The sequence below is a fragment of the Micromonospora sp. CNZ309 genome (assembly GCF_002846525.1).
Genome location: NZ_PJNG01000001.1, coordinates 2871923 through 2897156, shown reverse-complemented (window position 1 = coordinate 2897156; position 25234 = coordinate 2871923). Strand labels below are relative to the sequence as shown.

Below are 25234 nucleotides of genomic sequence, written 5' to 3'. Positions count from 1 at the left end.
CGGCGCTCGGCTCCGTGGCGATCGAAGAATGATGACGGCTCAGTCAAATGCTCGTGCAGTTGGTGTCATCTGACGGAAGGGGCGTGATGGACAGGCGGTTCGTCGGGCAATGGCCGACTGGTCCTCAACCGTATGTGCCGACGGTTATGCAACTTACGGTTGAAGTCGAATCCGACGGAGGTTTGGCGCGCAGTCTCCTGCGCGAATGGTTCGAAGCTGGCCTTCGTATCCTGGCGGCCAGCCTTGTCGGGAATTCGAGATCAGGCGCGGATCATGGTCACTCCCTGGAGGGGTGGACAGGCGCCGCGATGTTCATTACCCCTTTCGAGGGGCGCGCAGAGTTGCGGCAGGAGTATTCGCCTGAATCTTGGCAAGGTTTTCTCGACGCGCTGATCAGGTTGCCCTCCTTCGCCTCGTTCGAGGCGCAGCAGCTTGGTCCTCAAGGGGTACCGAGCTTTCCGTCCACTGTCGTCTCCTGTGAGCGGGTAGACGGAGATCGTGCCTGGCTCAATTTGTCGATGGTGACCAAACCGCAGTTGCGGCGTAGTGGCAAACGGTGGGGTGAGGCGCTCTCCTTTCTGCGTGAAATGGCAGAGAAGGTGAACCCGTCGTATGGCGGAATTTCGTTCCTCGATACCGTCTTCAGCAGCCCCTTGGAAGCGCAGCTGCACCTGAGGTCGCGCGATACGGTTCCAATCTCCAGGAGTAGGTTGCGCGGCTACGGCTGGATCACCATTCTCCCAGAAGAGGTCGGAGTGCGGTTGGGGGGAGTTGCGGGCCTGCGCGCTTCGGGAGCATTCGCCGAGGTGGCGGCGTTGGAGAACGGGGGGTTCTGGCTGAGAGCCACAGAGGATCTCGACAACTATCGTGCGCAGCAGGCTGAACTCGTGCGGAGTGCGCTTGCCGTCGTCCTGCCCAACGCTGGCATGGTTGAAACGAGGTGATTGCCGTCCTCTCCGGGCGGGCGTCGGCAGGGAGTGCTCATGGGGGAACGGGCGACAGTTGGATACCCCGGCTTCGTCGCGATGCGACCGGCTCGCCTTCTGCCGAACGGTCGACCGGGCTGTGGGTGTTCCGGGATCCGAGCAGGACGGTCCGCTCACGGTCAGCATCGACCGGTCGGTGCCGGAGCTCGTGGGTCAGGCCGGATGGCCGGACCCTTGTGACCGGGAGGGTGGGCTCGCCGCTGCGGCGGGCCCACCCTCTTCGTTTCGTCGCCGGACGGTTCCCGTCGCGACAGGCTGGCCGGGCCGGGGCGCCTCCGTCCCACGGGCGGCTGTTCCTCGAACGACTGCCGGTGACCAAGCCGGGCCGGTGGGCGCCAGCGGTCCATTCGGCTGCCTGGCGTGCCGCCCGCTGCGGTGTGGACTGTCGGCGGCCCCTCGGCGGTGTTTCACCTCACGGCGTCGGGTATTTTGGGCGCCTGGCCGGCCCGGGTCGACAGGAGGCCCGTCACGCCGCGTCAAGGATCGACGGGAGCGTTTCCCTGACAGATCTCGTTACGGAGACACGCCGCCGACTGACATTGATGGTAATCACCATCTGCCGTTGTCCGCATGTCTTGTTCCGTGCGGAACCCCCCACTTAGCCTGAGCGCGCTCAAGGTTCAACGGGGGAGCGGCACCATGAAACTACAGATTCGGCTTTTGGGCTGTGTCGAGCTGTGCGTCGACGGCCAGCTCGTCACGCCCGGCGCGGCGAAACGTCGCGCGGTCCTCGCAGGCCTGGCACTGGAGGCGAACCGCCCGGTCTCGTTGTCACGGTTGGCCGACATGGTCTGGCCCGACGTGCCACCCGCCTCCGCGGTGGCGAACCTGCGTTCCCACGCCGCCGGGCTGCGGCGGGAGCTGGGCGACCGGCTGGTCGCCCGCCCCAACGCGTACGAGCTGCGGCTCTCGCCGGACGAGCTGGACGTGACCCAGTTCCACCGGCTGGCGGGCGAGGGGCGGGCCCTGCTCGCCACGGCCGATCCGGCCAGCGCCGTCGGCACCCTCACCGCCGCGCTGGCGCAGTGGCGCGGGGTGTCGGGCGACGGCCTGCCCAGGGGCACCGCGCTGGACAACCGGTGGGCCAGCCTCGACGAGCAGCGCCTCCAGGTCTTCGAGGAACTGGCCGAGGCAAGGCTGGCCGCCGGCGAGCACGGGCACCTCCTGCCCGAGCTGCGCGGGCACCTCGCCGCCCACCCACTGCGCGAGCGGGCCTGGACACAGCTCATGCTGGCCCTCTACCGCTGCGGGGACGTCCCGGCGGCGCTCACCGTCTACCGGGACGCCCGGACCACGCTCGACGAGCAGCTCGGCATCGAGCCGGGCGAGGAGCTGGCCGCCCTGCACCGCGCGATGCTCGACCGGGCACCCGAGTTGGCGTACACCCCGCCGACCGCACCGGTCACGACGACGACCGTGCCGGTCGCCCCGCTGCCCGACGCCGCCGGGGTGGCGCCGCCCCCGTCCAGGTTCGTCGGGGGTACCGGCTGGGTGGTGCCCCGTGAGCTGCCGGCGGGCGTGGCCACCTTCGTCGGCCGGGGACGGCAGACCGACGAGATCACCACCGCTCTGCGTGCCCCGACCCCCGCCACCGTGGTCGTGACCGGCGGGTTCGGCAGCGGCAAGACCGCATTGGCGGTACGCGCCGCGCACGCCGTCGCCGCCGACTTCCCCGACGGGCAGGTCTACGTCGACCTCAACACCCGGACCCCGGCGGCCCCCGGTGAGGTGCTGGCCCGGGTGCTGCGCGCGATCGGCGTCCACCCCGCGGAGGTGCCGGTGAGCACCGACGAGCGGGCCGGCTGGTACCGGTCGCTGGTGGCCGGGCGACGGCTGCTGCTGGTGGTGGACGGGGTCACCCGCGCCGCCCAGGTCCGCCCGCTGCTGCCGGCCGGGCCCGGTCCGGGCCTCGTCGTGGTCGCGCAGCGCCGGTTGGGCAGCCTGGACGGCGTACGACGGGTGACGCTACGCCCGCTCGCCGCCGCCGCCGCGCGCGAGCTGCTGGGGACGCTCGCCGGCCCGGAGCGGCTGCGCGTCGACCCGGCCGCCACCGGCGAGCTGGTGCGTCTCTGCGCTGGTTCGGTGCTCGCGCTGCGCGTCGCCGGCACGCGCCTGGCGGCCCGACCGGGCATGTCGGTGGGCGCCCTGGTCGGTCAGCTCGCCGACGGGCGGGAGCGGCTGGACCTGCTGGACTACGAGGACCTGTCGGTGCGGGGCAGCCTGACCACCGCCGTCGCCGCCGTCCGCACCGACGACGAGATGGCCGGGCGGATCCTCGCCCTGCTCGGCGCGGCACCCGACGCGCTGCGCCAGCCCGAGCGGGTCGCCCGGCAGCTCGGGATCTCCGCCGCCCGGCTGGACCGCGCGCTGGACGACCTGGCCGACGCGCACCTGCTCCAGCCCCACTCGAACGAGCCAGGGCGTCACCGGCTGCCGGCGCTGGTGCGGGAGTACGCGGCCGAGCTGGCCGCCGAGCCCAGGTCGGCGGCTGGCGCGTCGACGGGCCGGCGGGTGGGCCCGCTGGTCGCCTGACCGGTGACGACCCGCCGCTGCGCCCGGGTCCGCGCCCGGGCTGTTCACCCGGGCGCGGGATCGTGCTTCCGGCGTCAGCAGCTCGGGGCGACCGTGCCCGACGAGCCCGTGTGGACGAAGCCGTCGGAGACGAACCGCCCGTCGCCGATCTTGTCCCAGATGTCGGTCCAGTACTGGTAGACGTCGCTCCAGACGCGGGTGCCCCGGGTCTGGCAGATGATCCGTACGGTCGTGCCGTGGGCCACCGTGCCGACCAGGGCGTACGAGGTGCCCGGGCCGGAGCGGACGTTCAGCGGGTCTCCGCCGGTGTTGACCGTGCCGTAGACCCCGCCGCCGGAGTTGTTCACGCCGTCGCGGGCCTCGGTGAGGTAGTTGCGGTAGGAGCCGTTGGTGTAGGTGGCCCACGCGCTCCAGCCCGACCAGCCCCAGATGTCGTGGGCGGCGCGGGCGTTGCAGTAGACCTCGTAGGCGCAGGCGTCGGTGACCCAGGAGTGGTAGCAGTTGTTGATCTGCCAGGCGCCCCGGTCCAGGGAACCGTTGGGGCAGCCGGACGTCGGGCCGTTGTAGCCCTGCGCGCCCGCGACGCACTGCGACTCGGCCAGCGCCACGGCGACCGAGATGACCAGGTTCTCGCCGGTCCAGCCGGCGGCCCGGGCGGCTCCGGCGCAGCGTACGGAACGGGCGGTGGCCTGGATGCCCACCTCGTCCGCGTCCGACGCGGCCTGGGCCGCCGGGACCTTCACGTCGGTCCTGGCAGGCACGGCGGCGGCGGCCGGGCCGCCGGCGTACCCGATGCCGAGTACGGCCACCAGTGCGATCAGCCCACGGGTCATGCGGCCCATGCGTACCACCCCCGGATGTAGTCGAGTGTGTAGACGGTGTTCTTGCCGTCCCAGCTGCCGTCGGTGCCGGCGCCGTACGGGTCGTTGACGTAGACGCGGCCGTCGTCGAGGTAACCGGTGATCAGCCCGATGTGTCCGTACTGGCCGTAGGCGAAGTTGCCGCTGACCACGACCATCAGGTTGGCGTCGATCTTCGACTTGATCCACGACCAGGTGACGGTGCCGGTCTCGGCGACGGGATAGCTCACGTGTCGGTCGAGGTAGTCGCCCATCCAGCGGTGGATGGTGCCCTGGGACGGCGTCTCCACCAGCCAGCCGTACGCCCCGGCGAAGTAGTTCCAGTTCGGGTCCGGCGCCACCGCGTCGTAGGTGGTGCCGTAGGCGGTGTAGCTGTGGGTGATGTATCGGCCGTACGGCGACCAGTGCCGCGACGGCGTGCTGACGTAGTAGCCGTTCTGGTTGGCGAGCTGGTAGCCGGCGAGGTCCATCACCGCGCTGGTCGGCCCGCAGGCCGAGTTGCCGTTGAAGGTGTCGGCGGTGTCCCACAACTGGTGGATGAAGGTCGAGCCGACGATCTTGGACTGGACGCCGATGTCCCCGGCGCCGTCGCGCCCGCCCGCCGGCGTCGTCGGGGTCGCCCCCTTGGCGCCGGTGGTGACGGCGGAGGCCGGGGCGGCGGCGGTCGCGTCGAGCTGTGCCGCGGTCACCGGCCGCGCCACGTCCACCGTCTGGATGCCGTACCGCTCGGAGGCCAGGCGCAGCTGCGAGCCGGCGAACCCGTCGAGACGGTAGTGGGGGGTCACGCCCTCGACGATCCGCCGGGCGGTGGTCGCTGCGAGGTCCCGTACGTAGGTGCCGTTGAGTTCGTCGAGGCGTTGCAACGCCCGGGAGCGGCTGGCCGTCTTCTCGGCGGGGGAGACGCACGCCTGGATGGTGTAGGCGACCCGGTCGCCGTCCGGACTCCAGGCCGCCTCGCGGTAGGAGTCGCGGGTGGCGCCCGTACGCACGACCGTCGCGCCGTGTTCGTCGGCGAGCAGCAGGCTCGACGAGGTGCCGGCGCACGGGTAGATGTGGTCCGCGACGATCGCGCTGACCCGCTGCGCCCCGTCGATCCGGGTCACCCGGATGTCGCGGTAGACGACGCTCTTCGCGGCGTCGCCGGCCAGCACGGTCCGGGTGGCGCCGGTGGCCAGGTCGACCCGGCTCAGTGACGGACCCGACGGTTCGCCGGCGGCGCGGTGGGTGAGCAGCGCCGCGGCGTCGCCCTCCCCCCAGCCGACCAGCTGTACGTCCGCCCCGTCGACGCTGGCGAGCGGCCGGTCGGGTCCGGCGCCGTCGGGTTGGCGCAGCCGCAGCTGCCCGGAGCTGTCGCCGGCCAGTACGTAGCCGAGCCGGCCGTCGTCGGTGTAGACGGCGGAGGTGATCCGTCCGGCGGCGATCCTGGTCAGCCGTCCGCTGTCGACGTCGAGGGAGAGCAGTTCGGCGCCGTACCGGCCGTTGAAGTCCCCGATCAGTGCCGCGTGTCGCCCGGTGGGGCTCAGCGTGGTCCGTACCGAATGGCCGGGGTCGCTGACCGCGACGGTGGCGCGGGTGACGCCGTCGACCCGGACGTGGTAGCCGGCGGCGGACCGCACGGTGTGGATGCCGGCGGTGGCCGGGCCGGCTCCCGGGGCCGTCGTGGTGGGGTCGGCGGTGGCCGGTACCGCTGCGGTGAGGGTGGTCGAGAGCGCGGCGGCGCAGAGCCCGGCGAGCAGTGCCGGTCGGGATGCCCGGTGCCGGGTGCGCCGGTGTGGTGGGTGGCCGGGGGAGGGCAATGGTTGCACGTGCCCCTCCTTCGAGTCGTTCCGATCGGCCGCGAGGGCGGGATCGGGCGGGATGGGACGCCGGCCTCCGGCCGGCGGCGCCGGCCGGAGGGTGTTCACGGGGCGGGTTCCTGGTGCGCCCGGACGAGACCCAGCGCGGCGCGCAGCGTCGGCGCCACCGCGGCCGCGTCCGCCAGGTGGCTGCGCCGGACCAGCAGGGCCGTGGAGACGGGCCACATGCTGTTCGCCTCGCGCATCAGTTCGGCGGTCGCCACGTCGGCCGGCCGGCCGACGCCGAGGATCCGGTCGGCGGTGGGATCGTCGAGGACGTAGACCCAGACGCGGTACGGGCTCGGATCGTCGGTGAGGCCCGGTCCGGCCACCGTGGTGCGTTCGACCCGGCCAGGCAGGTTCGGGGCCGGGCAGCCGGACGTCAGCGCCGTCGCCGGGTCGAAGCGCGCCCTGCCGTAGGCGCCGGTCCAGTTCGGGTCCTGACGTGCCTGATCGAGTCCCGCGAGCAGGTCGGTGTGGATGGCCTGCCCGTCGGTGCCGCCGCCGGCCTCGACGCACATCCGCAGCGACGAGCGGTTGGTGACGAGCAGCCCGTTGGTGGTGTCGACGTGGGCGTGGTCGTCGTGGTCGTGCCCGTGGTCGCGGTCGAGGACGGACACCGCGACGGCTCCGGCCGCGACGGCCGACGCCAGGCAGGCCGTCAGCGTGGTCAACAGGCGGTTCCTGAGGGCGTGTCGTGCCATCGTGACTCCTCGCGGGAACGTCAGGCCATGACGTTCAGGACGGACTGGAAGTCGGACGGGCTCGGGTACCAGTTGGTCCAGTTGCCGCAGCCGTAGCCGACGACGGTGCTGTGCATGAGGCTGGGCGGGTTGCAGGTGCCGTTGTCGTCGGCCAGCCCGAAGACGTGCCCGAACTCGTGGTTGATGAAGCCCCGTCCCACGTTGTCGAGGCGCCCGCCGGAGCTGAAGACCAGGAAGACGTACGCCCACTGGCTGTCGTAGTGGCCCTGGGCGGCGTCCCACACGGGGTTGTCGTGCTCGACGCAGTTGTAGTAGCCCACGGGGGCGCCGCAGCGTGCGCTCCAGTCCCAGCCGTAGTGGACCTCGATCTCGATGGTGTTGCGGGTCGAGGCCGGGTACGAGGTGCAGTTGCTGCTCGTGGCCCACAGGTCGATGCGCCAGTTGCCCAGGCCGTCCCAGACCTTCCCGGACCCCATCTCGGTCAGTGTCTGCTTGACGAAGGCGCGTGCCGCGCTGTGGCTGACCTTGGACGTGTCGGTGGACTCGACGCAGAACTGCTCGTCGTTGGCGCCCGCCGACGATCCGGCCGTGGCGTAGTGCATGTTGTGCAGGTGGCGGGTGGAGGAGGGGTTGGGGTGTGAGGCGTGGGCGGGGCCGGCCGGCACCAGCAGCGCGGCGACGAGCACGGCGGCCCACATCGCCGGCACCCAGACAGGCAGTCGCTCTCCGACGTTGCGATCAGACACGGGAGGATCTCCTTTCCCGGTGGGAGGTGCGGCGCAGCTTCCCAGTCGCCGTTCTATTTCTGGTATAGATGGACCGCTATGCTTCGGGGGTATGGGTGGTCGGCTGACCTTCGGGCTGCTCGGTCCGGTGCAGATCTGCGCGGACGATCAGCCGGTCCCCGCCGGTCCGCCCCGGCAGCGGGCGGTGCTCGCCGCGCTGCTGCTGCACGCCAACCGGGCCACCGCGGTCGACGACATCGTCGACCTGCTCTGGGGCGACGAGCCGCCCCGCACCGCGCGCAAGAACGTCCAGCTCCACGTGTGGCGCCTGCGGCAGCTCGTGGGTGACCGGCTGGCGTCGGACCCGCCCGGCTACCGGATGACGGTCGACCCGGCCGAGCTGGACGTGTCCCGGTTCGACGCCCTCCTGGAGTCCGCCCGCGCGGCGGCGGCGTCCGGCCTGAGCGAGAAGGCCGCCACGCTCTACCGATGCGCGCTGGACCTGTGGCGTGGTGACCCACTGGCCGACGTGGCATGCCTGGGCAGCTTCGGAGTCAACGTCGCATGGCTGCACCGGCAGCGGCTGACGGCGTACGAGGAGTACGTCGACGTCGGGCTGGACCTGGGCCGGCACCACGAGATGCTGGCGGTGCTCGACGAGCTCGTCGCGCGGTACCCGTTGCACGAGCGCTTCGCCGAGCAGCAGGTGATGACGCTGCACCACCTCGGGCGCCGCGGTGAGGCCGTCGACGCCTACCGGCGTTGTCGTCGGGCCCTGGCCGACGAGCTCGAACTGGAACCGGGCCCGGTGCTGCACCGGCTCGGCGAACTGGCGGCGAAGCCGGCGCCGACCGACACCCGCGCGCCCGCACCGGCGGCTACGGCGACCCGGCAGCTGCCGCACACCGTGCCGACGCTCGTCGGGCGGGAGCGGGCCCTCGCGGCACTGCGGGACGCGCTGAGCACCGGGCCCGGATCCGGCATGCCGCTGTGCGTGGTGAGCGGCCCGGCGGGGGTCGGCAAGTCGGCGCTGGCGGTGCGGGCGGCCCACCAGGTGGCCGACTCCTTCCCTGACGGGCAGCTCTACGTGGACCTGCGCGGTGCCACGGCCGGCGTGTTCCCGGTGTCGCCCCTGGACGCGCTGGGCCGCCTCCTGCGGGCGCTCGGTGTCGCCGAGACGGCGATCCCCGTCGACGTGGCCGAGGCGTCGGCCACGCTGCGGTCGCTGCTGGCCGACCGGCGCCTGCTGCTGGTGCTCGACAACGCGTACGACGCCGGGCAGGTGCGGCCCCTGATCCCGGCCGGCGCCGGGTGCGCGGTCCTGGTGACGTCCCGTCGTAGCCTCAGCGACGTCGACGGCGCCACCCACCTGGAACTCGACGTGCTCGACGACGCCGACGCCGTCGAACTGCTCCGCCGGCTCGTCGGCGCCACCCGGATCGACGCCGAGGCCGACACCGCCGCCCGGTTGGTCCGCCGGCTGGGCGGACTGCCCCTGGCGATCCGGATCGCCGGCGCACGCCTGGCGGCCAGAGCGAACTGGACCCTGGCGACGCTCGACGACCGCCTGCGCGACGAGCATCGCGTGCTGCACGAGCTGCGCCTGGGCGACGTCGCGGTGCGCAGCAGCTTCCTGGTCAGCTACCAGCACCTGACACATCCGCTGGCGCCGCGGCTGTTCGGGCTCATCGGCGCCGTCGACGGCCCGGACGTCACCTGCGCGGTGGCCGCGGCGCTGCTCGACGTCGACGTGTCGTCGGCGCTGGACGCGCTCGACGAGCTGGTCGACGCGCGACTGCTCGACGAGCCCGTGGCGAACCGGTACGCCCTGCACGACCTGATCCGGCTCTTCGCCCGTGAGCGGGCCGAAGACGAGACGGGAGCGCAGCGGACGGCCGCCCTGAACCGGATGCTCACGTACTACCTGGAGCGGACCCGCCACGCGGTGGCGTTGCTGCGTCCGGGCACCCGGGCCGCGCCGATCAGCGGCCCGGCACACTTCGTGGACGCCGACGCGGCGCTGGAGTGGCTGATCGCCGAACGACCGAACCTGGTGGCGGCCGTCGTCCAGTCCGTCGGCTCGGCGGTCACCGCGCGTGCCGGCGTCGATCTGGCCGACAGCCTCTTCCTGTTCTTCGAGATGCGCGGTCACGTGGGCGACTGGATCACCGTGGACCAGGCGGGGATCGCCGCGGCGGAGCGGCTGGACGACCGGGTGGCGCAGGCGGGTCTGCTGCACGACCTGGCGGTGGCCTACTTCCACCTGCACCGCACCGAGGAGGCGACGCGCCTGCTGCGCCGCGGCCTGGAGATCAGCCGTGCCGTGGGCGACGACGAGGGCCAGGCCCGCGCGCTCAACCAACTCGGCGTCCTGCACGGCATGGCCGGCGAGTACGAGGAGTCGGCCGAGTGCTTCACGCGCAGCCTGCGGCTGCGTCAGCGGCTCGGCGACCTGCGCTCCTGCGCCGCCACCAAGGGCAACATCGGCATGGCGTACCGCCTGGCCGGCCGCTACGAGGAGTCGATCCGCCACTGCCGGGCGGCGGCACGCCTCGCCCGCCGCAGCGCCGCCCCGGAGATCGAGGCCAACGCGCTGGGCAACCTCGGCGAGGTGCAGTGCCTGCTCGGTCGCTACCGCTCGGCGCTGCACTACCTGCGGCGTGGCCTGGCGGTCGCCGGCGTACCGGTCAACGAGCGCAACCGGGGCAGCCTGATGGGCACCCTGGCCGAGGCGTGCCTCGGCGACGGACAGATCGGTCCGGCCGTCCGGTACGCGGAACTGGCCGTGGAGGCGATGCGGCGGGCCGACTTCCGCCACGGCGAGGCGGTGGCGCTGCGCCGGCTCGGCCGGATGCTGTTCCGGCGCGGTGACCCCGCTGGCGGGATCCAACAGCTCCGGCTGGCGCTGGCCCTGTTCACCGAGGTGGGCAGCGCCGAGGCCGACGAGGTCCGTGCCGAGCTGCGGGCGCGGAGCGCGCGCTCGGAGGTGCACGGCGGACGCCGGCCGGCGGGTGCCGGCTGATCACCGTCGCGGGCGGCTACGGTCGCGCATCGCGGTCGGCAGGGCGGGACGTTCCGCTCCGGCCGGGATCCGCCGGGTGCCACCAGCGGCGCCGGCACGGACGGCCGGGCCTGTCACGGGGCGTCGACGACCTCGCGTCCGAGGGGCCAGATCGCGGCGGGGACGAGCTTGAAGTTGGCGATCCCGAACGGAATGCCGATGACCGTGAGGCACAGCGCGACGCCGGCCAGGACGTGGGACAGGGCCAGCCACCAGCCGGCGAGCACCACCCAGAGGACGTTGGCCAGCCCGGAGGCGATTCCGGCACCGGGCTTGGGCACGACGGTGCGCCCGAACGGCCACAGGGAGTAGACCGCGAGCCGGAGCGACGCGACGCCGAACGGGATCGTGACCACCAGGACGAAGCAGATGAGCGCGGCGATGCCGTAGCCGGCGGCGAGGACGATGCCGCCGCCGAAGACGAGCCACAGCACGTTGAGCACAAACCGGATCATGTTTCCGAGCATGACCGACGCGTGCCACCCGCTGTCGACCGGAACCGGCGGGCTCCCGGCTGGCGGTCCCGGTCGGCGGCCTCCGGCTTGCCGGTGCCGGCGACGGTCCCGGCCCGTCGGGCACGCTCTCTCAGGAGGTCTCGCCGCGCACGATCGCCACCGCCACCCGGCAGAACTCGTCCATGTCCGGGTTGAATCCGGCGGCGATGTCGGGGTGCAGCCCGGAGCGCGTCTCGTCGAGCAGCCGCTGGCAGACCTGCTCCACCGGCTCGCCGGCGTAGCTGGCGCTGACCCGTTCCGTGGCGGCCCGCAACGCCGAGGTCAGCTGGTCCTCCAGCGGGCCCTGCAGCTTCTGCTGCACGGGATCGAGCCCGCGAGGGTCCAGCGTGACATGTGGCTCCGACATCGGCGCTCCCTTCGTCGGCGTCCGCGGTACCCCACCGCGGTCGTCGGTCAAACCACGTTCGGTACGGCGGCGACCCGAACCTGGTACGAGAAGTCCTCCGCCGGCTGCTCCGCGTACGACAGCCGGCGGATCTGCCGGTCGTCGTCGTAGAGTGCGACGTCCACCAGGACGCCGAGGTGCGCCAGGCCGATGCTGGCGACCCGCTTCTTGTCCTGGAGCACCGCGCACACCCCGCCCAGCAGGGTGCTGGCGTCGGAGGTGCGGTGCCCGGGCGGGCAGCGCAGCACGAGGTCCACCTCGATCGGCCCGGACAGCGGGGTCCAGCCGGTGCGCTGGGCCGCCGCGCAGGCCGCCTGGAGCAGGGCGCGGACCCTCGTCGCCTGCCGGTGCCCGGCCGCGAAGATGGACAGCGCCTCGGTCTTCACCGGTGGCAGGCCGCTCACCTCGAACGTCAGGGCGAGAGCGCGGGTGTCCTGCACGACGGCACCTCCTCGTTGGGGACGATCCTGCCCAACCGGCCCGGCGGTGGAGGGAGGTTCGCGCGAGAACCCACCGATCGGGACGCACCGCCCCCACCGCCCCCACCTCCCCGCCCCTGCCCCCTCCCCGTTTCGCCCCCGTCGTCGATCATGAGGTTGGCCGCGACGAAACGGACGAGACGCACCGCCAACCTCATGATCAACGAGGCGGGAACCGATCTTGTTGCGGTGGCCGCAGGGCCCGGGAGGGCGACGCCGCAGGTCAGTGGCGGGCGCGCTTGACCTCGTGGAAGGCGGGCATCCGGATCAGCGGCAGCAGCGAGTCCCAGATCGTCAGGGCGTCGTCGGTGCCGGGGACCTCGGTGAGGATCGGGCCGTGGATGCCCCGCTCGGCGCCCGGCACCATGAGCACCGGCGCGCCGACGTCCGGGCCGGCCGAGGCGTACGCCAGGGCGTGCGACTCGCGTACCGCCTCGTCCCAGCGGTCGTCGTCGAGAGCCGGCGCCGCGGCACCCAGGCCCGCCGCCTCGACGGCCGCGTCCACGATCGTCGCCGACAGCGGGTTGCCCGCGTCGTGGCTGCGGGCGCCGGTCTCGGCGTAGAAGCGCGCGACGTCGTCGTGGCGGCCCTCGGCGCGCAGCGCCTCGACCAACCGCAACGCGCGGCTGGAGGCGGCCATCGCGTCGGCGAACTCCGGCGGCACCCGCCCGGCGTTGAGGATGGCCAGGCTGAACGCCCGCCACTCGATGTGCAGGCCCCGGGCGTCGGCGACGGCGACCAGCCAGCGGGAGGTGCGCCAGGTCCAGGGGCAGGCGGGGTCCAGGAAGAAGGTGGCGTCCATCGGCCGAGCCTACGGGCGGCCGGGGCGGCCCGCATGGCGGTGATCCCCGCCACGTCCGGCGGTGTCGGCGCCGTCGCGTCGACGCCAGGTTTCGCACCTTCGCAGGTCGGGCAGTGTTGGGCCACGTAACGTCCGGGCGGGCGCAAGCGCTGCTCAGAAGGCCCGAACGCTCGTCGTGCGCCGGGGCACGGAGCCTCACCCCGGCCTTTGGCCGACACGAGGGGAGGGGCGATGAGCGACCCTGACAAGGCCCGACGGCGCAGGCGGCCGCGTGTGCGCGCGGTGGCCGCCGCGGCGGCGTTGACGCTGGTGGCGCCGATGGCGGCCGCCTGCGGGTCCGGCGGGGACGGCGGTCCGCCCACGATCAACCTGTACTACCCGCCGGAGCAGAACCTGCAGAAGGTCGTGGACGACTGCAACGCGCAGGCCCAGGGGCGTTACAAGATCGTCTACCGGGTGCTGCCCCGGCAGGCCGACGACCAGCGGGTGCAGATGGTCCGCCGGCTGGCCGCGCAGGACAGCGGCATGGACGTACTCGGCCTCGACGTGACCTGGACCCAGGAGTTCGCCAGCGCCGACTGGATCAGGGAGTGGACCGGGCAGGACCGGGCCGAGGTCGAGCAGGGCACCCTCGCCGGCCCGCTGGAGACGGCGCGCTACGAGGACAAGCTCTACGGCGCGCCCAAGAACACCAACGTCCAGCTGCTCTGGTACCGCAAGGACCTCGTGCCGCAGCCGCCGAAGACGTGGGACCAGATGATCTCCACCGCCCAGGAGCTGAAGCAGCAGGGCAAGCCGTACCAGGTGCTCACCATGGGCGCCCAGTACGAGGGCCTCGTCGTCCTCTACAACACCCTCGCCGAGAGCGCCGGCGGCAAGATCCTCAGCGACGACGGCAAGCGGGCCGTCATGGACGAGGGCACCGTGCGGGCGCTGGAGCAGCTCCAGCGCTTCGCCACGTCGGGCGTGACCTCGCCGTCGTTCAGCAACGCCACCGAGGACCCCGTCCGGCTTGAGTTCCAGTCCGGCGACGGCGCGTTCCAGGTCAACTGGCCGTTCGTGTATCCGGCGATGCAGGAGGCCAACCCGGAGCTGGCGAAGCAGGTCGGCTGGGCGCGCGTCCCGGGCGTCGACGAGGACACCCCGAGCAAGGTCACCATCGGCGGGATCAACATGGCGGTCAGCGCCTACTCGAAGCACCCCGAGGAGTCCTTCGAGGCGGCCCGCTGCATCCGCAACGAGAAGAACCAGAAGTTCTCCGCCGTCAACGACGGCGTGCCGCCGACCATCGAGAAGGTCTACGACGACCCGGAGATGGCCGAGGCGTACCCGATGAAGGACACCATCCTCGAAGAGCTCAAGGAGCCGGCGGTCCGACCGCTGACCCCGGCGTACCAGAGCATCTCCACCGTCATGTCGGCGATCCTGTCGCCGCCGTCGGCGATCCGGCCCCAGCAGACCGCCGACGAGCTGCGTGACGCCATCGCCGACGCCCTCGAATCGAAGGGGGTCCTGCCGTGAGCGAGCGCACCCGGCGCCTCGACGCCGACGGCCGGGAGGTGGCGGCATGAGCGTCAACGCCACCCCGGCGGGCGCCGAGGTCGCCGCCGAGGAGACCGCCGACCGGGCGACGGCGCCGGCCCCGCGCGCCGGCCGGGGCCGCAAGGCCCCGTTGAGCGAGAACAAGAAGGCCGAGCGTCGGCTGGGCTGGCTGCTCTGCGCGCCCGCCGCGCTGGTCATGGTGCTGGTGACCGCCTACCCGATCATCTACTCGGTCTGGCTGTCGTTGCAGCGCTACGACCTGCGCTTCCCCGCCGAGCGCGAGTTCATCGGCCTGGAGAACTACGTGACCGTACTGACCAACGAGTTCTGGTGGACGGCGTTCGGCGTCACCGCGCTGATCACGGTGGTCACCGTCGCCGTCGAGCTGGTGCTCGGCATGGGCCTGGCGCTGATCATGCACCGTACGCTGGTCGGTAGGGGCCTGGTGCGCACCTCCGCGCTGATCCCGTACGGCATCGTCACGGTCGTCGCGGCCTTCTCCTGGCGGTACGCGTGGACGCCGGGCACCGGTTACCTGGCCAACCTGTTCAGCGACGGCGCGCCGCTGACCGAGCGGGCCAGCTCGCTGGCGATCATCATGCTCGCCGAGATCTGGAAGACCACGCCGTTCATGGCGCTGCTGCTCATGGCCGGCCTGGCCCTGGTGCCGGAGGACCTGCTCAAGGCGGCCTCCACCGACGGCGCCACCTCCTGGCAGCGGTTCACGAAGGTGATGCTGCCGGTGATGAAGCCGGCGATCCTGGTCGCGTTGCTGTTCCGCACCCTGGACGCGTTCCGGGTGTTCGACAACATCTTCGTGCTGACCGCGGGCGGCAACGAGACCTCGTCGGTGTCGATGCTCGCCTACAACAACCTGATCCGGGGGCTGAACCTCGGCATCGGGTCGACGATGTCGGTGCTGATCTTCCTCACCGTGGCGATCATCGCCTTCGTCTTCGTGAAGCTGTTCGGTACCGCTGCCCCCGGCAGCGACGACGGGGAGAGGCGTTGAGATGGCTGACACCACCACCCGGGCCAAGCTGCGCTGGGGCCTGCTGGACGCCATCGTGGTCGTCTTCGCGCTGGTGCCGGTGCTCTGGATCATGTCGTTGTCGTTCAAGACCCCGGCGACCCTGACCGACGGGAAGTTCATCCCGCAGGAGTGGACGCTGGACAACTACCGGTCGATCTTCTCCACCGACCAGTTCGTCCGGGCGCTGGTCAACTCGATCGGCATCGCGCTGATCGCCACCGTGATCGCCGTGGTGCTCGGCGCCATGGCCGCGTACGCGATCTCCCGGCTGGACTTCCCCGGCAAGCGGCTGCTGGTCGGGGTCTCCCTGCTGATCGCGATGTTCCCGCAGGTGTCGCTGGTGTCGCCGCTGTTCGAGATCGAGCGGCAGCTCGGCCTCTTCGACACCTGGCCGGGTCTGATCCTGCCGTACATCACCTTCGCGCTGCCGCTGGCGATCTACACGCTGTCGGCGTTCTTCAAGCAGATCCCGTGGGACCTGGAGAAGGCGGCGAAGATGGACGGCGCGACGCAGGCCCAGGCGTTCCGGCGGGTCATCGCCCCGCTGGCCGCGCCGGGGCTGTTCACCACGGCGATCCTGGTCTTCATCTTCTGCTGGAACGACTTCCTCTTCGCCATCACGCTGACCTCCACCGAGCGGGCCCGCACGGTGCCGGTGGCGCTGTCGTTCTTCACCGGTGAGTCGCAGTTCGAGGACCCCACCGGGGCGATCTGCGCCGCCGCCGTGGTGATCACCGTTCCGATCATCCTGTTCGTCCTCTTCTTCCAGCGCCGCATCGTCTCCGGCCTGACCTCCGGCGCAGTCAAGGGATAGGTGGTACTCATGGCTGACATCGTGCTCGACAAGGTGAGCAAGAAGTTCCCGGACGGGACCGTCGCGGTGGCCGACGTCGACCTGGAGATCGCCGACGGCGAGTTCGTCATCCTGGTCGGCCCGTCCGGCTGCGGGAAGTCCACCACCCTGAACATGATCGCGGGCCTGGAGGACATCAGCTCCGGCGAGCTGCGCATCGGCGGCGCGCGGGTCAACGACAAGGCCCCCCGGGACCGGGACATCGCGATGGTGTTCCAGTCCTATGCCCTCTACCCGAACATGACCGTCCGGGAGAACATGGCGTTCCCGCTGCGGCTGGCCAAGATGGACAAGGAGACGATCACCCGGAAGGTGGAGGAGGCGGCGAAGGTCCTGGAGCTGACCTCGCTGCTGGACCGCAAGCCGGCCAACCTCTCCGGCGGCCAGCGCCAGCGGGTCGCGATGGGTCGCGCGATCGTCCGGCAGCCCAAGGCGTTCCTGATGGACGAGCCGCTGTCCAACCTGGACGCGAAGCTGCGGGTGCAGATGCGCACCGTCGTGTCGCGCCTGCAGAAGAAGCTGGGCACCACCACCGTCTACGTCACCCACGACCAGACCGAGGCCATGACGCTCGGCGACCGCGTGGTGATCATGCGGGGCGGCGCGGTGCAGCAGGTCGGCCCGCCGCAGGAGCTGTACGACCACCCGCGCAACCTCTTCGTCGCCGGCTTCATCGGCTCACCGTCGATGAACTTCCTGCACGCCGCCGTCGAGGACGGCACGCTGCGTACGGCGTTGGGCGACGTGCCGATCGGCGAGCGGATCCGGCGCGAGCTGGAGGGGGCCGACGCCCCGCGCGAGCTGATCCTCGGCATCCGGCCGGAGCACTTCGAGGACGCCGCGCTCATCGACGACGACACCCGCCGCCGGGGCATGGAGTTCGAGGCGCCGGTGGACATCGTCGAGTCCATGGGCTCCGACAAGTACGTCTACTTCAGCGTCGAGGGGGAGCGGGCCAGCGCCGCCGAACTGGAGGAGTTGGCAGCCGACGCGGGCGCCGACTTCAGCGGCGGCGGCGCCAACCTGGTGACCCGGCTGTCGGCGGAGTCCCCGGTCGAGGAGGGGCAGCACCGGCGGGTCTGGTGCAACCTGGAGAAGATCCACCTGTTCGACCCGTCCAACGGGCGCAACCTGACCCTGCACGAGGGCCGGGCGGCAGGCGCACTCGGCGACTGAGTACGCCACCACGGCGGCACCGGCCGCCGGCCCGACGGGCGGGTGGGTCGCACCGACCCACCCGCCCGTTGCCGTGCCAGCGGTCAGCGGCGTCGCCGGCTGGGCTCCGGGATGTCCGCGTCCACCCGCTCGCGGCGGATCTGGTCGTCGACGGGCTGCTCCTCGACGACCTCCTCCTTGGCCAGGTGGACCCGCTCGACGGGCACCGTCTCCTTGCCGACGACGGGTCGCTCGGCCCGCAGGGTCATCTCCTGCTCGGCCTCGCCGATGTCGGCCCGCACGCCACGCGCGTCACGGGCGGCGATGGGCTCCCGCTCCACGTACACCTCGTCGTGCTCGACCGGCACGGTGGTGTGCACGTCCTCGGTCACCACGTACTTGCGCAGCCGTGCCGTACCGGCGGGCTGGCTCTCCGTGCCGACCCGCAGCCGCTCCTCGGAACGGATCAGGTCCCCGTCGGCAGCCGGCGCCCGTCCCCGACCGGCGGTCGGCGGTGCCTGCGGCGCCAGGCGGTAGTGCGCGTAGAGCTGCTCGATCTCCGCCGTGTCCAGCGGCTGTTCGGTGCCGGCGTCCACCGCCGGAGCGTTCTTCACGGTGGCCTTGTCGTAGTCGACCGCCAGCCCGCTGTCGGTGATCCGGGCCTTGTCCAGCGGAGCCATCGACTCCTTGTGGCCCATCAGACCGGTCTTCACACTGACCCAGGTCGGCTCACCGGACGCGTCGGTCCAGATCTGACCGACGTTTCCGATCTTCGACCCCGAGCGGTCCTTGACGTCCTGCCCGTACAGCGAGTTGGCCTGCTGTGCGTTGAGCTTCATGGTCGTCTGCCTCCCTCTCGTGTCAGGGCTCGGATACCCGAGCGGCCGGCCCGGATTCGTCGTCGGCCGGTCGGATAGGAGCAGCGCCGCGGGCCGGCGGCGCCGGTCACAGTGCGACGGGTGGGGCCGGCGGGACCGGTGAGGCTCGTGCCGCTCAGTCGGGCCAGTCGACACGCAGCGGCAGGCCCAGGAAGCCGGCGTAGCGGCTCAGGGCACCCTCCACCCGGGCCCGGCCCGGCTCGTCGAGGGGCACCAGGGGCGACACGGTGACCGTCACCCGGTTCTTGCCGACCGTGCGTTGCCAGGTGCCCACGACCCGCCCGTCGCGGACGATCGTGGCCCGGAACACGCCGTTGCGGCCCGGCACGATCGCGTCGGCGTGGGCGGGGTCCAGCATCAGGGCGCGGTCCTTGAAGCCCAGCAGGTATTCGTCGAAGCCGGGCAGCACCAGCAGGTCGTCGAGCGGCACGCGGGGCGCGTCGAGCAGGGCCGCGTCGACGTGCGTCTCCTCCCCGTCGACCCGTACCACCGCCAATGCGTCGCCGGCCGCCGCGAAGCCCCGGCGCGCGTCGGTGAGGGTGAGCCCCGTCCAGCCCGCGAACTCCCGGGCGGTGACGGGCCCGTGCCCGCGGACGTAGCGGTGGGCGAGCATCGCCAGCGCCTCGTCCCGTTCCGGCCGGCGTGGCTCGGGCGCCCACTCGTCGAGCAGCGCGAAGGTCTGCTCGGTGCCCACGTTGGGCGCGAGGCAGGTGACGCCGCGGACGCTGGCATACCACAGCAGGTGGTAGCCGCGCTGGTCGCCGGTGTCGAGGCCGGCCGCGTTCAGCGCGGCCAGGCACCGTGCGCGGGTGAGCCGGCCGCCGCCGGCCAGCGCGGCGCCGAGCACGTCGAGCGCGCGGTGCACGTCGGCCTCGGTGAGCCCGAGCCGCGCGCGGCGGGTGGCGGCACCGGCCAGCGAGCGTACGCCGGTGAGCTCCAGCATCCAGCGGGCGTCGCGGGGCGGGACGAGGTGCACGGTGCCCCGCATCGGCCAGGTGCGCAGCGCCTCCCGGCGTTCCAGGGCGGCGTGCACGTCGGCGTGGCCGAGCGCGGGCAGCCGCACCCCGAGCGACCACATGCCGCTGGCCAGCTCCTGCGCCTGCATGGCCCCGAACCACTCCACGACGTCGGCGACCCCGCCCGCCGCCGCCGTGGGGTGCGGGCGGAGCAACAGGCTGGTCATCCGCAGCGCGAGCGCCTCGCGCGCGGTCAGCTCCGTCGGCATCGGGCTCCTCGACTCGGGTGGGGCATCAGCCTAGGGCCCACCTGCGACATCCGACGCATGACCGGCGTCGCAGCGGGAAAGCGGCCGGCCAGCAGGCGCGCCGTCCGCGCGCGCGGAGGGAGCGACATGACCGCGTCCAGCGAGCCGGCCCGGGGCGCCGGCGTACCGACCCGCGCCGGCCGCGGCGGCCCGGCCGCCAAGACCAGCGCCGCCGCCGCGTTCGCCCTGGTCTTCGGGGTGGCCGCGCTGATCAGCGTGCTGACGGTGATCCTGTCCTGGTTCGGCCTGATCCTGGGCATCATCGGGGTGATCCTGGGCATCGTCGGGCTGAAGATGGCCGGTCGGCCCGGGGTGACCGGCCGGGGCGTGGCGATCGGCGGTCTGGTGCTCAGCGCCCTGGCCGTGCTGATCGGGTTGGCCTTCGCCGCCGGGATCACCACCGCCCTGAACGACGAGGGCGCGGTGGACCGGATCCAGCGGGAGGTCGACGACCTGCGCGACCGGCTCGACAACTGACGACCGGGTGCGCCCCTGATCGCGCTTCGCCGGCGACGCTGCCGGCCAAGCGCGATCCCCCGTTCAGGTTGGCCGGTGCCGGGCGGCTGCCGGTCCGCCGGCACCGGTGCGACCAGCATCGCTGCCCGACGGCCGGATCGGCACCGCAACGCATCGAAACTTGCGGACATCTTGAGCTGTCGGCGGCGGCCGGGATCAGAGCCGGCGGTGCATGACGAGCAGGTCGACGTAGTCCTCGGTCGGGTGCCGGAACGCCTCCGGCACCCGGCCGACCACCTCGAAGCCCAGTGACCGCCAGAGCGCCACCGCGCGGGTGTTGGTCGCCACGACGGCGTTGAACTGCATGGCCCGGTAGCCCTCGGCGCGGGCGAGCCCCAGCACGTGCTCGCCGAGGGCCCGGCCCACCCCGCGCCCACCGGCGGCGGGATCGACCATGAAGCTGGCGTTGGCCACGTGGTCGCCCGGTCCGAGCTGGTTGGGCAGCAGCTTCGCCGAGCCGAGCACCGTGCCGTCCGGGTCGACCGCGACGACCGTGCGCCCCGGCGGCGGCACCAGCCACATCGCCCGGGCCCGCTCCTCGTCGACGTCGCGGGGCCAGGTGTACGTCTCGCCGGCCGCCACGATGGTGCGCAGGAAGGGCCAGATCAGCGGCCAGTCGTCGGGCGTGGCGGGTCTGATCTGCATGCCGCCAGCATCCCTCACGGCGGCGGGCCCGAAGAGGCGACCTCCGGGTCGACCGTTTGACGGCGCAAACATCGGGTAGTCGCCGGAGCTGACCCGACATGAGGAGGGAAACATCCGATGGCTGCCCAGACCAAGGTAGCGGTGATCTACTACAGCGCCACCGGCATCACGTACCAGATGGCCCAGGCGGCGTGCGAGGCCGCCGGTGAGGCGGGTGCCGAGGTGCGGCTGCGCAAGGTGCGTGAGCTGGCGCCGGACGAGGCGATCCGCTCCAACTCGGGCTGGCACGCGCACCACATGGAGACCCAGGACGTCCCCGAGGCCCAGCTCGACGACCTGTCCTGGGCCGACGTGGTGATCTTCGGGACCCCGACGCGGTACGGCGTGATGGCCGCCCAGCTCAAGCAGTTCATGGACACCACCGGGCCGCTGTGGTCGCAGGGCGCCCTGGCGAACAAGGTCTACTCCGCGTTCTGTTCGACGGCCACGTCCCACGGCGGGCAGGAGGCCACGCTGCTGTCGATGTTCAACGTCTTCTACCACTGGGGCGGGGTCGTGGTGACCCCCGGCTACACCGACCCGAGCCAGTTCGTCGCCGGCAACCCCTACGGCGCCTCGCACACCAGCAACAACGGCGAGACGGCGCCGGACGACATCGCGCTCGGCGCCTGCGCGTTGACCGCCCGGCGGGCCGTGCAGATCGGTGCGGCGCTGAAGGCGGGCCTGTCCGGCTGAGTCGCCACCGGCGTCCGGGTCGGCCGGCCGCGCGCCGCCGACGGGCCACGCGACCGGCGGTCCGGGCGGGGGCTCTCGGCCCGCCCGGCCCGCCGGTCGCAGCACCCCTACCCCCGTTCGGGTCGACTATGCACGCCCCGGCGCCCTCCCGGCGGCCGCCGTCGCCGGGTTCCGTGCCGGCAGCAGCCCGCCCAGCAGGTCGGCGAGCACGGCCATGCCGTCGGGGCTGAGCACCGACTCCGGGTGGAACTGCACCCCGGCGAAGCCGCGCCCGCGCAGCGCGTGCACCGCACCGTCGGCCGCGTCGCGGGCCAGCTCCACCGGGCCGTACGGGGTGACCAGCCGGTCGGTGTCGGCGCGTGCCGTGAAGCTGGAGTAGAAGCCGACCCGGCGGCGCGTGCCGAAGAGGTCGATCTCCCGCTGGAGGCCCTGGTAGGGCGCGTGCCGGCGGTGCGGGGCCAGCCCGAGCAGGCCGGCGAGCAACTGGTGACCCAGGCAGACGGCCAGGGTGGGCCGGCCCTCGGCGAGCAGGCCGGTGAGCAGCCCGCGCATCGCGCGCATCTTCGGCTCGGTGCCGCTGCCCGGGTCGCCCGGTCCGGGGCCGACCACCACCAGGTCGTGGGCGTCCACGCGGCCGGCGGCGTGCCACGGGCGCAGCGTCACGACGAGGCCGAGCGCGCCCAGCTGGTGGGCCAGCATGCCGGTGAAGGTGTCCTCGCCGTCGACGATCAGCGCCCGCAGCCCGGCCAGCCCGGGTGGGCCGTCGGCGCCCGGCGAGCGCTGGTCCAGCCAGAACCGGGCCAATGGCGCGTTGCGCGCGGCCAGCGCGGCGCGCACCTCGGCGTCGTCGGCCAGGCGTACGGCGGGGCCCGGGCCGGCGGCGGGCGCCTGCGGGCCGAGGCCCAGCGCGGCCAGTACGCCGGCCGCCTTGGCGTGCGTCTCGGCCACCTCGCCCTCGGCCGTCGAGTGCCGCACCAGGGTGGCGCCGACCGGCACCCGCAGTTCGCCGGTGGGGGAGATCTCGGCGGTACGGATCAGGATCGGCGCGTCCAGGGTCTGCCGGCCGGCGTCGTCGCGCCCGAGCAGCGCCAGCACCCCGGCGTAGTAGCGCCGCCCGGTGCGCTCGTGGCGGGCGATGACGCGGCAGGCGTTCTCCATCGGGCTGCCGGTGACGGTGGGCGCGAACATCGTCTCCCGCAGCACCTCCCGCACGTCCTTCGTGCCCCGGCCGGCGAGCAGGTACTCCGTGTGGGCCAGGTGGGACATCTCCTTGAGGTGGGGCCCGACGACCTGGCCGCCGTGCTCGGCGACCGTGGCCATCATCTTCAGCTCCTCGTCGAGCACCATGTACAGCTCCTCGACCTCCTTGGGATCGGCGAGGAAGCGCAGCAGCGCGGCGCGGTCGGCCTCCGCGCCGGTGTGTCGGAAGGTGCCGCTGATCGGGTTCATCATGACCAGGCCGTCGTCGACGCTGACGTGCCGCTCCGGGCTGGCGCCGACGAGGATGCGGGTGCCGGTGTGCACCAGGAACGTCCAGTACGCCCCCCGTTCGCTCGCCAACAGCCGGCGCAGCGCGGCCAGCGCGGCGGCCAGCGGTGGGCCCTGCACGGTGGCGCGCAGGCAGCGGTGGATGACGAAGTTGGCGCCCTCGCCGCGCCCGATCTCCTCGGCGAGGACCCGGCCGACGGTGGCGGCGTACTCGTCGTCGGTGACGTCGAAGCCGGCGTCGGCGGTGCGTACGGGCGCGTCGGGCAGCGCCGCGAGCGCCTCGGCGAGGCCGACCCGCTCGTGCCGGGCGACGTGCAGGAACTCCAGCGGGACGCCGTCGTCGACGCAGGCGAGGCCCCGCTCGGTGACCTGCCGGTACGGCACCAGCGCCAGGGTGCGGGGGCCGGGCGGCCCGTCGGGCAGCGGGAGGTCGGCGAGCCGGTCGGCCGTGCGTACCGTGCCGGTGAACAGCTCCAGGTGCGCGGCGCCCTCGCGTCGCACGAGCGCGAAGGGGCCGGGGTCGCCGCCGGTGGCGGCGGTGGCGAGCAGCGCGGTCAGGTCGGTCATCGGGGTCTCCTCGGGCCGGGCGGCGCCCGGCGGGGCGACCGGGAGGGCCGGGGAGAAGCCGGCGGCCGCCTCGTCGGGCGGCCGCGTGGGGAAGCTACGCGCGGGGGATGGCCGCCGGGTCGGCGGGCCACCAGCAGGACAGGTGCGCGGGCATGCGATCACCCTACGGCCCGTCGTGGGCGACGGAAAGCCGATCGGGCGTACGGCCCACCCGCTGGGACGCCGGGACACGGCGCACCGGGTAACTTGACCCGCGATGAACATTCTCGCGCTCGACCTGGGCACCTCCTCGGTACGCGGACTCGTGCTGGACACGGACGCCCGCCCGTTGCCCGGCGCGCTGGCCCGGCGCAAGGTGAGCCTCGTCGTGCACGACGACGGCACCGGCACCCTGGACGGTCCCGGCTACCTGGCCTGCCTGGCGGAGTGTCTGGACGAGCTGGCCGCCGGCGGCCACCTGCGCGACGTGTCGCTGGTGGCGACGTCCGCGCAGTGGCACTCGGTGGTGCCGGTGGGCGCCGACGACGCGCCTCTCGGGCCGGTGCTGACCTGGCTCGACACTCGTCCGGAGGTGCCGGCCGGGGTGCCCGGCCCGGCCGACCCGGCGGACTTCCACCGGCGTACGGGCACGTGGTGGCACCGCTGCTACTGGTCGGTCCGGCTGCCCTGGCTGCGGGCGCACACCGGCGGCCGGATCGCCCGCTTCGTCGGCCTCGCCGAGTACGTGCTGGGCGAGCTGCTCGGCCGGGTGCCCATGTCGGTCTCCCAGGCCTCCGGCACCGGCCTGCTGGACCTGCGGACGCTGGACTGGGACGCCGAGGCGTGCGCGCTGGCCGGCAGCGGCGCCGGCGAGCTGCCCGAGCTGGCCCCGAACGGGTGGCGGGGTCGGCTGCGGCCAACGTACGCGTGGCGCTGGCCGCAGCTCGCCGACGTGCCCTGGGCGGGCCCGGTGGGCGACGGCGCGGCGTCGAACGTCGGCTCGGGCTGCGTCGAGCCGGGCCGGGTCGCGGTGACGGTGGGCACGTCGGCGGCGGTGCGGCTGGTGCAGCGCGTCCCGGCGGGGCAGGCCATGCCGGCGCTGCCCGAACAGCTCTGGCGCTACCGGGTCGACCACGAGCACGTGGTGACCGGCGCCGCGTACTCCTCCGGTGGGAACCTCTTCGCCTGGGCCAACCGGGAGCTGCGGCTGCCCGAGGGCGCCGAACTGGACGCGGCCCTGGCCCGGGTGTCGCACGACCGGGGCATGCCGGTCAACGTGCGCTTCGGCGGGGACCGGCCGCCCGGGATGGCGCCGGCGGGCTCGGGCGCGCTGGGGGGCCTGAGCTTCGGCACCACGGCGGTGGAGATCCTGGCGGGGCTGATGCGCGGCCTGTGCGACCTGGTCGCCGACGACCTGGTGACGTTGGAGTCCACCGTCGACGAGCCGGTCGAGGTGGTGCTCGGTGGGGGAGCGGTGGCGGCCTCCCGCTGGTGGCGTACGACGTTCGCCGCGGCGCTGGCGCCCCGGCCGGTGTGGTACGGCCGCAACCCGGAGGTCGGGGCGAGCGGCGCGGCACTGGTGGCGATGGATCGCCTCGGTGACGCCTCTCGGCTCGCCGCCATCGTCCGGACGGACGACACCGCCTCACCCTCCTGAGTCGCACCTCAGCCCGCCCCGTTGACACCGCTCCCGGG

22 protein-coding genes are annotated in these 25234 nt (G+C 73.0%); 10 read left to right on the top strand and 12 right to left on the bottom strand.

The genetic code is table 11. The features are described from left to right. Positions 1–86: 86 nt before the first annotated feature. A complete protein-coding gene (locus tag CLT72_RS11545) occupies positions 87–944 on the top strand; it encodes a hypothetical protein (RefSeq protein ID WP_144082241.1) in 858 nt (285 codons plus the stop codon). Between the two features lie 681 nt (positions 945–1625). Continuing rightward, complete coding sequence (locus CLT72_RS11540; RefSeq protein ID WP_101411483.1) at positions 1626–3518, top strand: AfsR/SARP family transcriptional regulator; 1893 nt, start codon at positions 1626–1628, stop codon at positions 3516–3518. Positions 3519–3592: 74 nt separating this feature from the next. Here the strand turns inward: CLT72_RS11540 and CLT72_RS11535 are convergent, their stop codons facing one another. The 4 genes from CLT72_RS11535 to CLT72_RS11520 all read right to left on the bottom strand — a co-directional run bounded on the left by CLT72_RS11535 (position 3593) and on the right by CLT72_RS11520 (position 7663). Further along, positions 3593–4360, bottom strand: coding sequence for an SH3 domain-containing protein (locus tag CLT72_RS11535; protein ID WP_101411482.1), 768 nt, complete (start codon positions 4358–4360; stop codon positions 3593–3595). Continuing rightward, positions 4348–6183, bottom strand: coding sequence for a C39 family peptidase (locus tag CLT72_RS31915; protein ID WP_158242024.1), 1836 nt, complete (start codon positions 6181–6183; stop codon positions 4348–4350). The genes CLT72_RS11535 and CLT72_RS31915 overlap by 13 nt, the downstream gene beginning before the upstream one ends. Before the next feature lie 95 nt (positions 6184–6278). Next, on the bottom strand, positions 6279–6917 hold the full coding sequence (locus tag CLT72_RS31910) for a hypothetical protein (RefSeq protein WP_158242023.1): 639 nt from the start codon (positions 6915–6917) through the stop codon (positions 6279–6281). Between the two features lie 20 nt (positions 6918–6937). Further along, positions 6938–7663 (bottom strand): hypothetical protein, encoded by a 726-nt coding sequence (locus CLT72_RS11520; protein ID WP_158242022.1) that lies wholly within the window; start codon positions 7661–7663, stop codon positions 6938–6940. Positions 7664–7754: 91 nt separating this feature from the next. Between CLT72_RS11520 and CLT72_RS11515 the strand changes: the two genes are divergently transcribed. Beyond that, positions 7755–10664 carry an AfsR/SARP family transcriptional regulator gene (locus CLT72_RS11515; protein ID WP_158242021.1) on the top strand — a complete coding sequence of 970 codons (2910 nt, stop codon included), beginning with the start codon at positions 7755–7757 and terminating at the stop codon, positions 10662–10664. Positions 10665–10777: 113 nt separating this feature from the next. On the opposite strand, the gene CLT72_RS11510 is transcribed toward CLT72_RS11515, so the two are convergent. The 4 genes from CLT72_RS11510 to CLT72_RS11495 form a co-directional block, all read right to left on the bottom strand. Then, positions 10778–11158 (bottom strand): YccF domain-containing protein, encoded by a 381-nt coding sequence (locus tag CLT72_RS11510; RefSeq protein ID WP_101415103.1) that lies wholly within the window; start codon positions 11156–11158, stop codon positions 10778–10780. A 130-nt stretch (positions 11159–11288) separates the two neighbouring features. Beyond that, positions 11289–11564, bottom strand: coding sequence for a hypothetical protein (locus tag CLT72_RS11505; protein WP_101411476.1), 276 nt, complete (start codon positions 11562–11564; stop codon positions 11289–11291). A gap of 47 nt (positions 11565–11611) precedes the next feature. After that, positions 11612–12043 (bottom strand): RusA family crossover junction endodeoxyribonuclease, encoded by a 432-nt coding sequence (locus tag CLT72_RS11500; RefSeq protein WP_101411474.1) that lies wholly within the window; start codon positions 12041–12043, stop codon positions 11612–11614. A 262-nt stretch (positions 12044–12305) separates the two neighbouring features. Beyond that, entirely contained in the window at positions 12306–12884 is a 579-nt protein-coding gene (locus CLT72_RS11495; RefSeq protein ID WP_101411472.1) for a mycothiol-dependent nitroreductase Rv2466c family protein, read from the bottom strand. Between the two features lie 231 nt (positions 12885–13115). Here CLT72_RS11495 and CLT72_RS11490 point away from each other — a divergent pair, with 231 nt between their 5' ends. From CLT72_RS11490 to CLT72_RS11475, 4 genes are read left to right on the top strand one after another with little or no spacing between them, the layout of a single operon-like run. Beyond that, entirely contained in the window at positions 13116–14405 is a 1290-nt protein-coding gene (locus tag CLT72_RS11490) for an ABC transporter substrate-binding protein (RefSeq protein ID WP_101411470.1), read from the top strand. A gap of 46 nt (positions 14406–14451) precedes the next feature. Then, a complete protein-coding gene (locus tag CLT72_RS11485) occupies positions 14452–15438 on the top strand; it encodes a carbohydrate ABC transporter permease (RefSeq protein WP_101411468.1) in 987 nt (328 codons plus the stop codon). Between the two features lies 1 nt (position 15439). After that, a complete protein-coding gene (locus tag CLT72_RS11480; RefSeq protein WP_088999481.1) occupies positions 15440–16273 on the top strand; it encodes a carbohydrate ABC transporter permease in 834 nt (277 codons plus the stop codon). 9 nt (positions 16274–16282) lie between these two features. Then, positions 16283–17488 (top strand): ABC transporter ATP-binding protein, encoded by a 1206-nt coding sequence (locus CLT72_RS11475; RefSeq protein ID WP_101415102.1) that lies wholly within the window; start codon positions 16283–16285, stop codon positions 17486–17488. An 83-nt stretch (positions 17489–17571) separates the two neighbouring features. On the opposite strand, the gene CLT72_RS11470 is transcribed toward CLT72_RS11475, so the two are convergent. Together CLT72_RS11470 and CLT72_RS11465 are read right to left on the bottom strand one after the other, a co-directional pair. Next, positions 17572–18306, bottom strand: a complete 735-nt coding sequence (locus CLT72_RS11470; RefSeq protein WP_101411466.1) for a YsnF/AvaK domain-containing protein — start codon at positions 18304–18306, stop codon at positions 17572–17574. Positions 18307–18460: 154 nt separating this feature from the next. Then, positions 18461–19570, bottom strand: a complete 1110-nt coding sequence (locus tag CLT72_RS11465; RefSeq protein ID WP_101411464.1) for a winged helix DNA-binding domain-containing protein — start codon at positions 19568–19570, stop codon at positions 18461–18463. Positions 19571–19696: 126 nt separating this feature from the next. Between CLT72_RS11465 and CLT72_RS11460 the strand changes: the two genes are divergently transcribed. After that, positions 19697–20086 (top strand): DUF4190 domain-containing protein, encoded by a 390-nt coding sequence (locus CLT72_RS11460; RefSeq protein ID WP_088999483.1) that lies wholly within the window; start codon positions 19697–19699, stop codon positions 20084–20086. 195 nt (positions 20087–20281) lie between these two features. Here CLT72_RS11460 and CLT72_RS11455 read toward each other — a convergent pair whose 3' ends face one another. Next, positions 20282–20770, bottom strand: coding sequence for a GNAT family N-acetyltransferase (locus tag CLT72_RS11455; RefSeq protein WP_101411462.1), 489 nt, complete (start codon positions 20768–20770; stop codon positions 20282–20284). Positions 20771–20887: 117 nt separating this feature from the next. Here CLT72_RS11455 and wrbA point away from each other — a divergent pair, with 117 nt between their 5' ends. Continuing rightward, on the top strand, positions 20888–21505 hold the full coding sequence (wrbA, locus tag CLT72_RS11450) for an NAD(P)H:quinone oxidoreductase (RefSeq protein WP_101411460.1): 618 nt from the start codon (positions 20888–20890) through the stop codon (positions 21503–21505). Positions 21506–21631: 126 nt separating this feature from the next. Here wrbA and CLT72_RS11445 read toward each other — a convergent pair whose 3' ends face one another. Further along, positions 21632–23560, bottom strand: a complete 1929-nt coding sequence (locus CLT72_RS11445; RefSeq protein WP_101411458.1) for a chorismate-binding protein — start codon at positions 23558–23560, stop codon at positions 21632–21634. Between the two features lie 256 nt (positions 23561–23816). Here CLT72_RS11445 and CLT72_RS11440 point away from each other — a divergent pair, with 256 nt between their 5' ends. After that, positions 23817–25196, top strand: a complete 1380-nt coding sequence (locus CLT72_RS11440) for an FGGY family carbohydrate kinase (protein ID WP_101411456.1) — start codon at positions 23817–23819, stop codon at positions 25194–25196. Positions 25197–25234: the final 38 nt, after the last annotated feature.

Bases quoted from the DNA above. Each gene is read 5' to 3' on its own strand.
- CLT72_RS11545 (WP_144082241.1), top strand. From the start codon at position 87: ATGGACAGGCGGTTCGTCGGGCAATGGCCGACTGGTCCTCAACCGTAT.
- CLT72_RS11540 (WP_101411483.1), top strand. From the start codon at position 1,626: ATGAAACTACAGATTCGGCTTTTGGGCTGTGTCGAGCTGTGCGTCGAC.
- CLT72_RS11535 (WP_101411482.1), bottom strand. From the start codon at position 4,360: ATGGGCCGCATGACCCGTGGGCTGATCGCACTGGTGGCCGTACTCGGC.
- CLT72_RS31910 (WP_158242023.1), bottom strand. From the start codon at position 6,917: ATGGCACGACACGCCCTCAGGAACCGCCTGTTGACCACGCTGACGGCC.
- CLT72_RS11515 (WP_158242021.1), top strand. From the start codon at position 7,755: ATGGGTGGTCGGCTGACCTTCGGGCTGCTCGGTCCGGTGCAGATCTGC.
- CLT72_RS11510 (WP_101415103.1), bottom strand. From the start codon at position 11,158: ATGATCCGGTTTGTGCTCAACGTGCTGTGGCTCGTCTTCGGCGGCGGC.
- CLT72_RS11505 (WP_101411476.1), bottom strand. From the start codon at position 11,564: ATGTCGGAGCCACATGTCACGCTGGACCCTCGCGGGCTCGATCCCGTG.
- CLT72_RS11495 (WP_101411472.1), bottom strand. From the start codon at position 12,884: ATGGACGCCACCTTCTTCCTGGACCCCGCCTGCCCCTGGACCTGGCGC.
- CLT72_RS11490 (WP_101411470.1), top strand. From the start codon at position 13,116: ATGAGCGACCCTGACAAGGCCCGACGGCGCAGGCGGCCGCGTGTGCGC.
- CLT72_RS11485 (WP_101411468.1), top strand. From the start codon at position 14,452: ATGAGCGTCAACGCCACCCCGGCGGGCGCCGAGGTCGCCGCCGAGGAG.
- CLT72_RS11480 (WP_088999481.1), top strand. From the start codon at position 15,440: ATGGCTGACACCACCACCCGGGCCAAGCTGCGCTGGGGCCTGCTGGAC.
- CLT72_RS11475 (WP_101415102.1), top strand. From the start codon at position 16,283: ATGGCTGACATCGTGCTCGACAAGGTGAGCAAGAAGTTCCCGGACGGG.
- CLT72_RS11470 (WP_101411466.1), bottom strand. From the start codon at position 18,306: ATGAAGCTCAACGCACAGCAGGCCAACTCGCTGTACGGGCAGGACGTC.
- CLT72_RS11465 (WP_101411464.1), bottom strand. From the start codon at position 19,570: ATGCCGACGGAGCTGACCGCGCGCGAGGCGCTCGCGCTGCGGATGACC.
- CLT72_RS11460 (WP_088999483.1), top strand. From the start codon at position 19,697: ATGACCGCGTCCAGCGAGCCGGCCCGGGGCGCCGGCGTACCGACCCGC.
- CLT72_RS11455 (WP_101411462.1), bottom strand. From the start codon at position 20,770: ATGCAGATCAGACCCGCCACGCCCGACGACTGGCCGCTGATCTGGCCC.
- wrbA (WP_101411460.1), top strand. From the start codon at position 20,888: ATGGCTGCCCAGACCAAGGTAGCGGTGATCTACTACAGCGCCACCGGC.
- CLT72_RS11445 (WP_101411458.1), bottom strand. From the start codon at position 23,560: ATGACCGACCTGACCGCGCTGCTCGCCACCGCCGCCACCGGCGGCGAC.
- CLT72_RS11440 (WP_101411456.1), top strand. From the start codon at position 23,817: ATGAACATTCTCGCGCTCGACCTGGGCACCTCCTCGGTACGCGGACTC.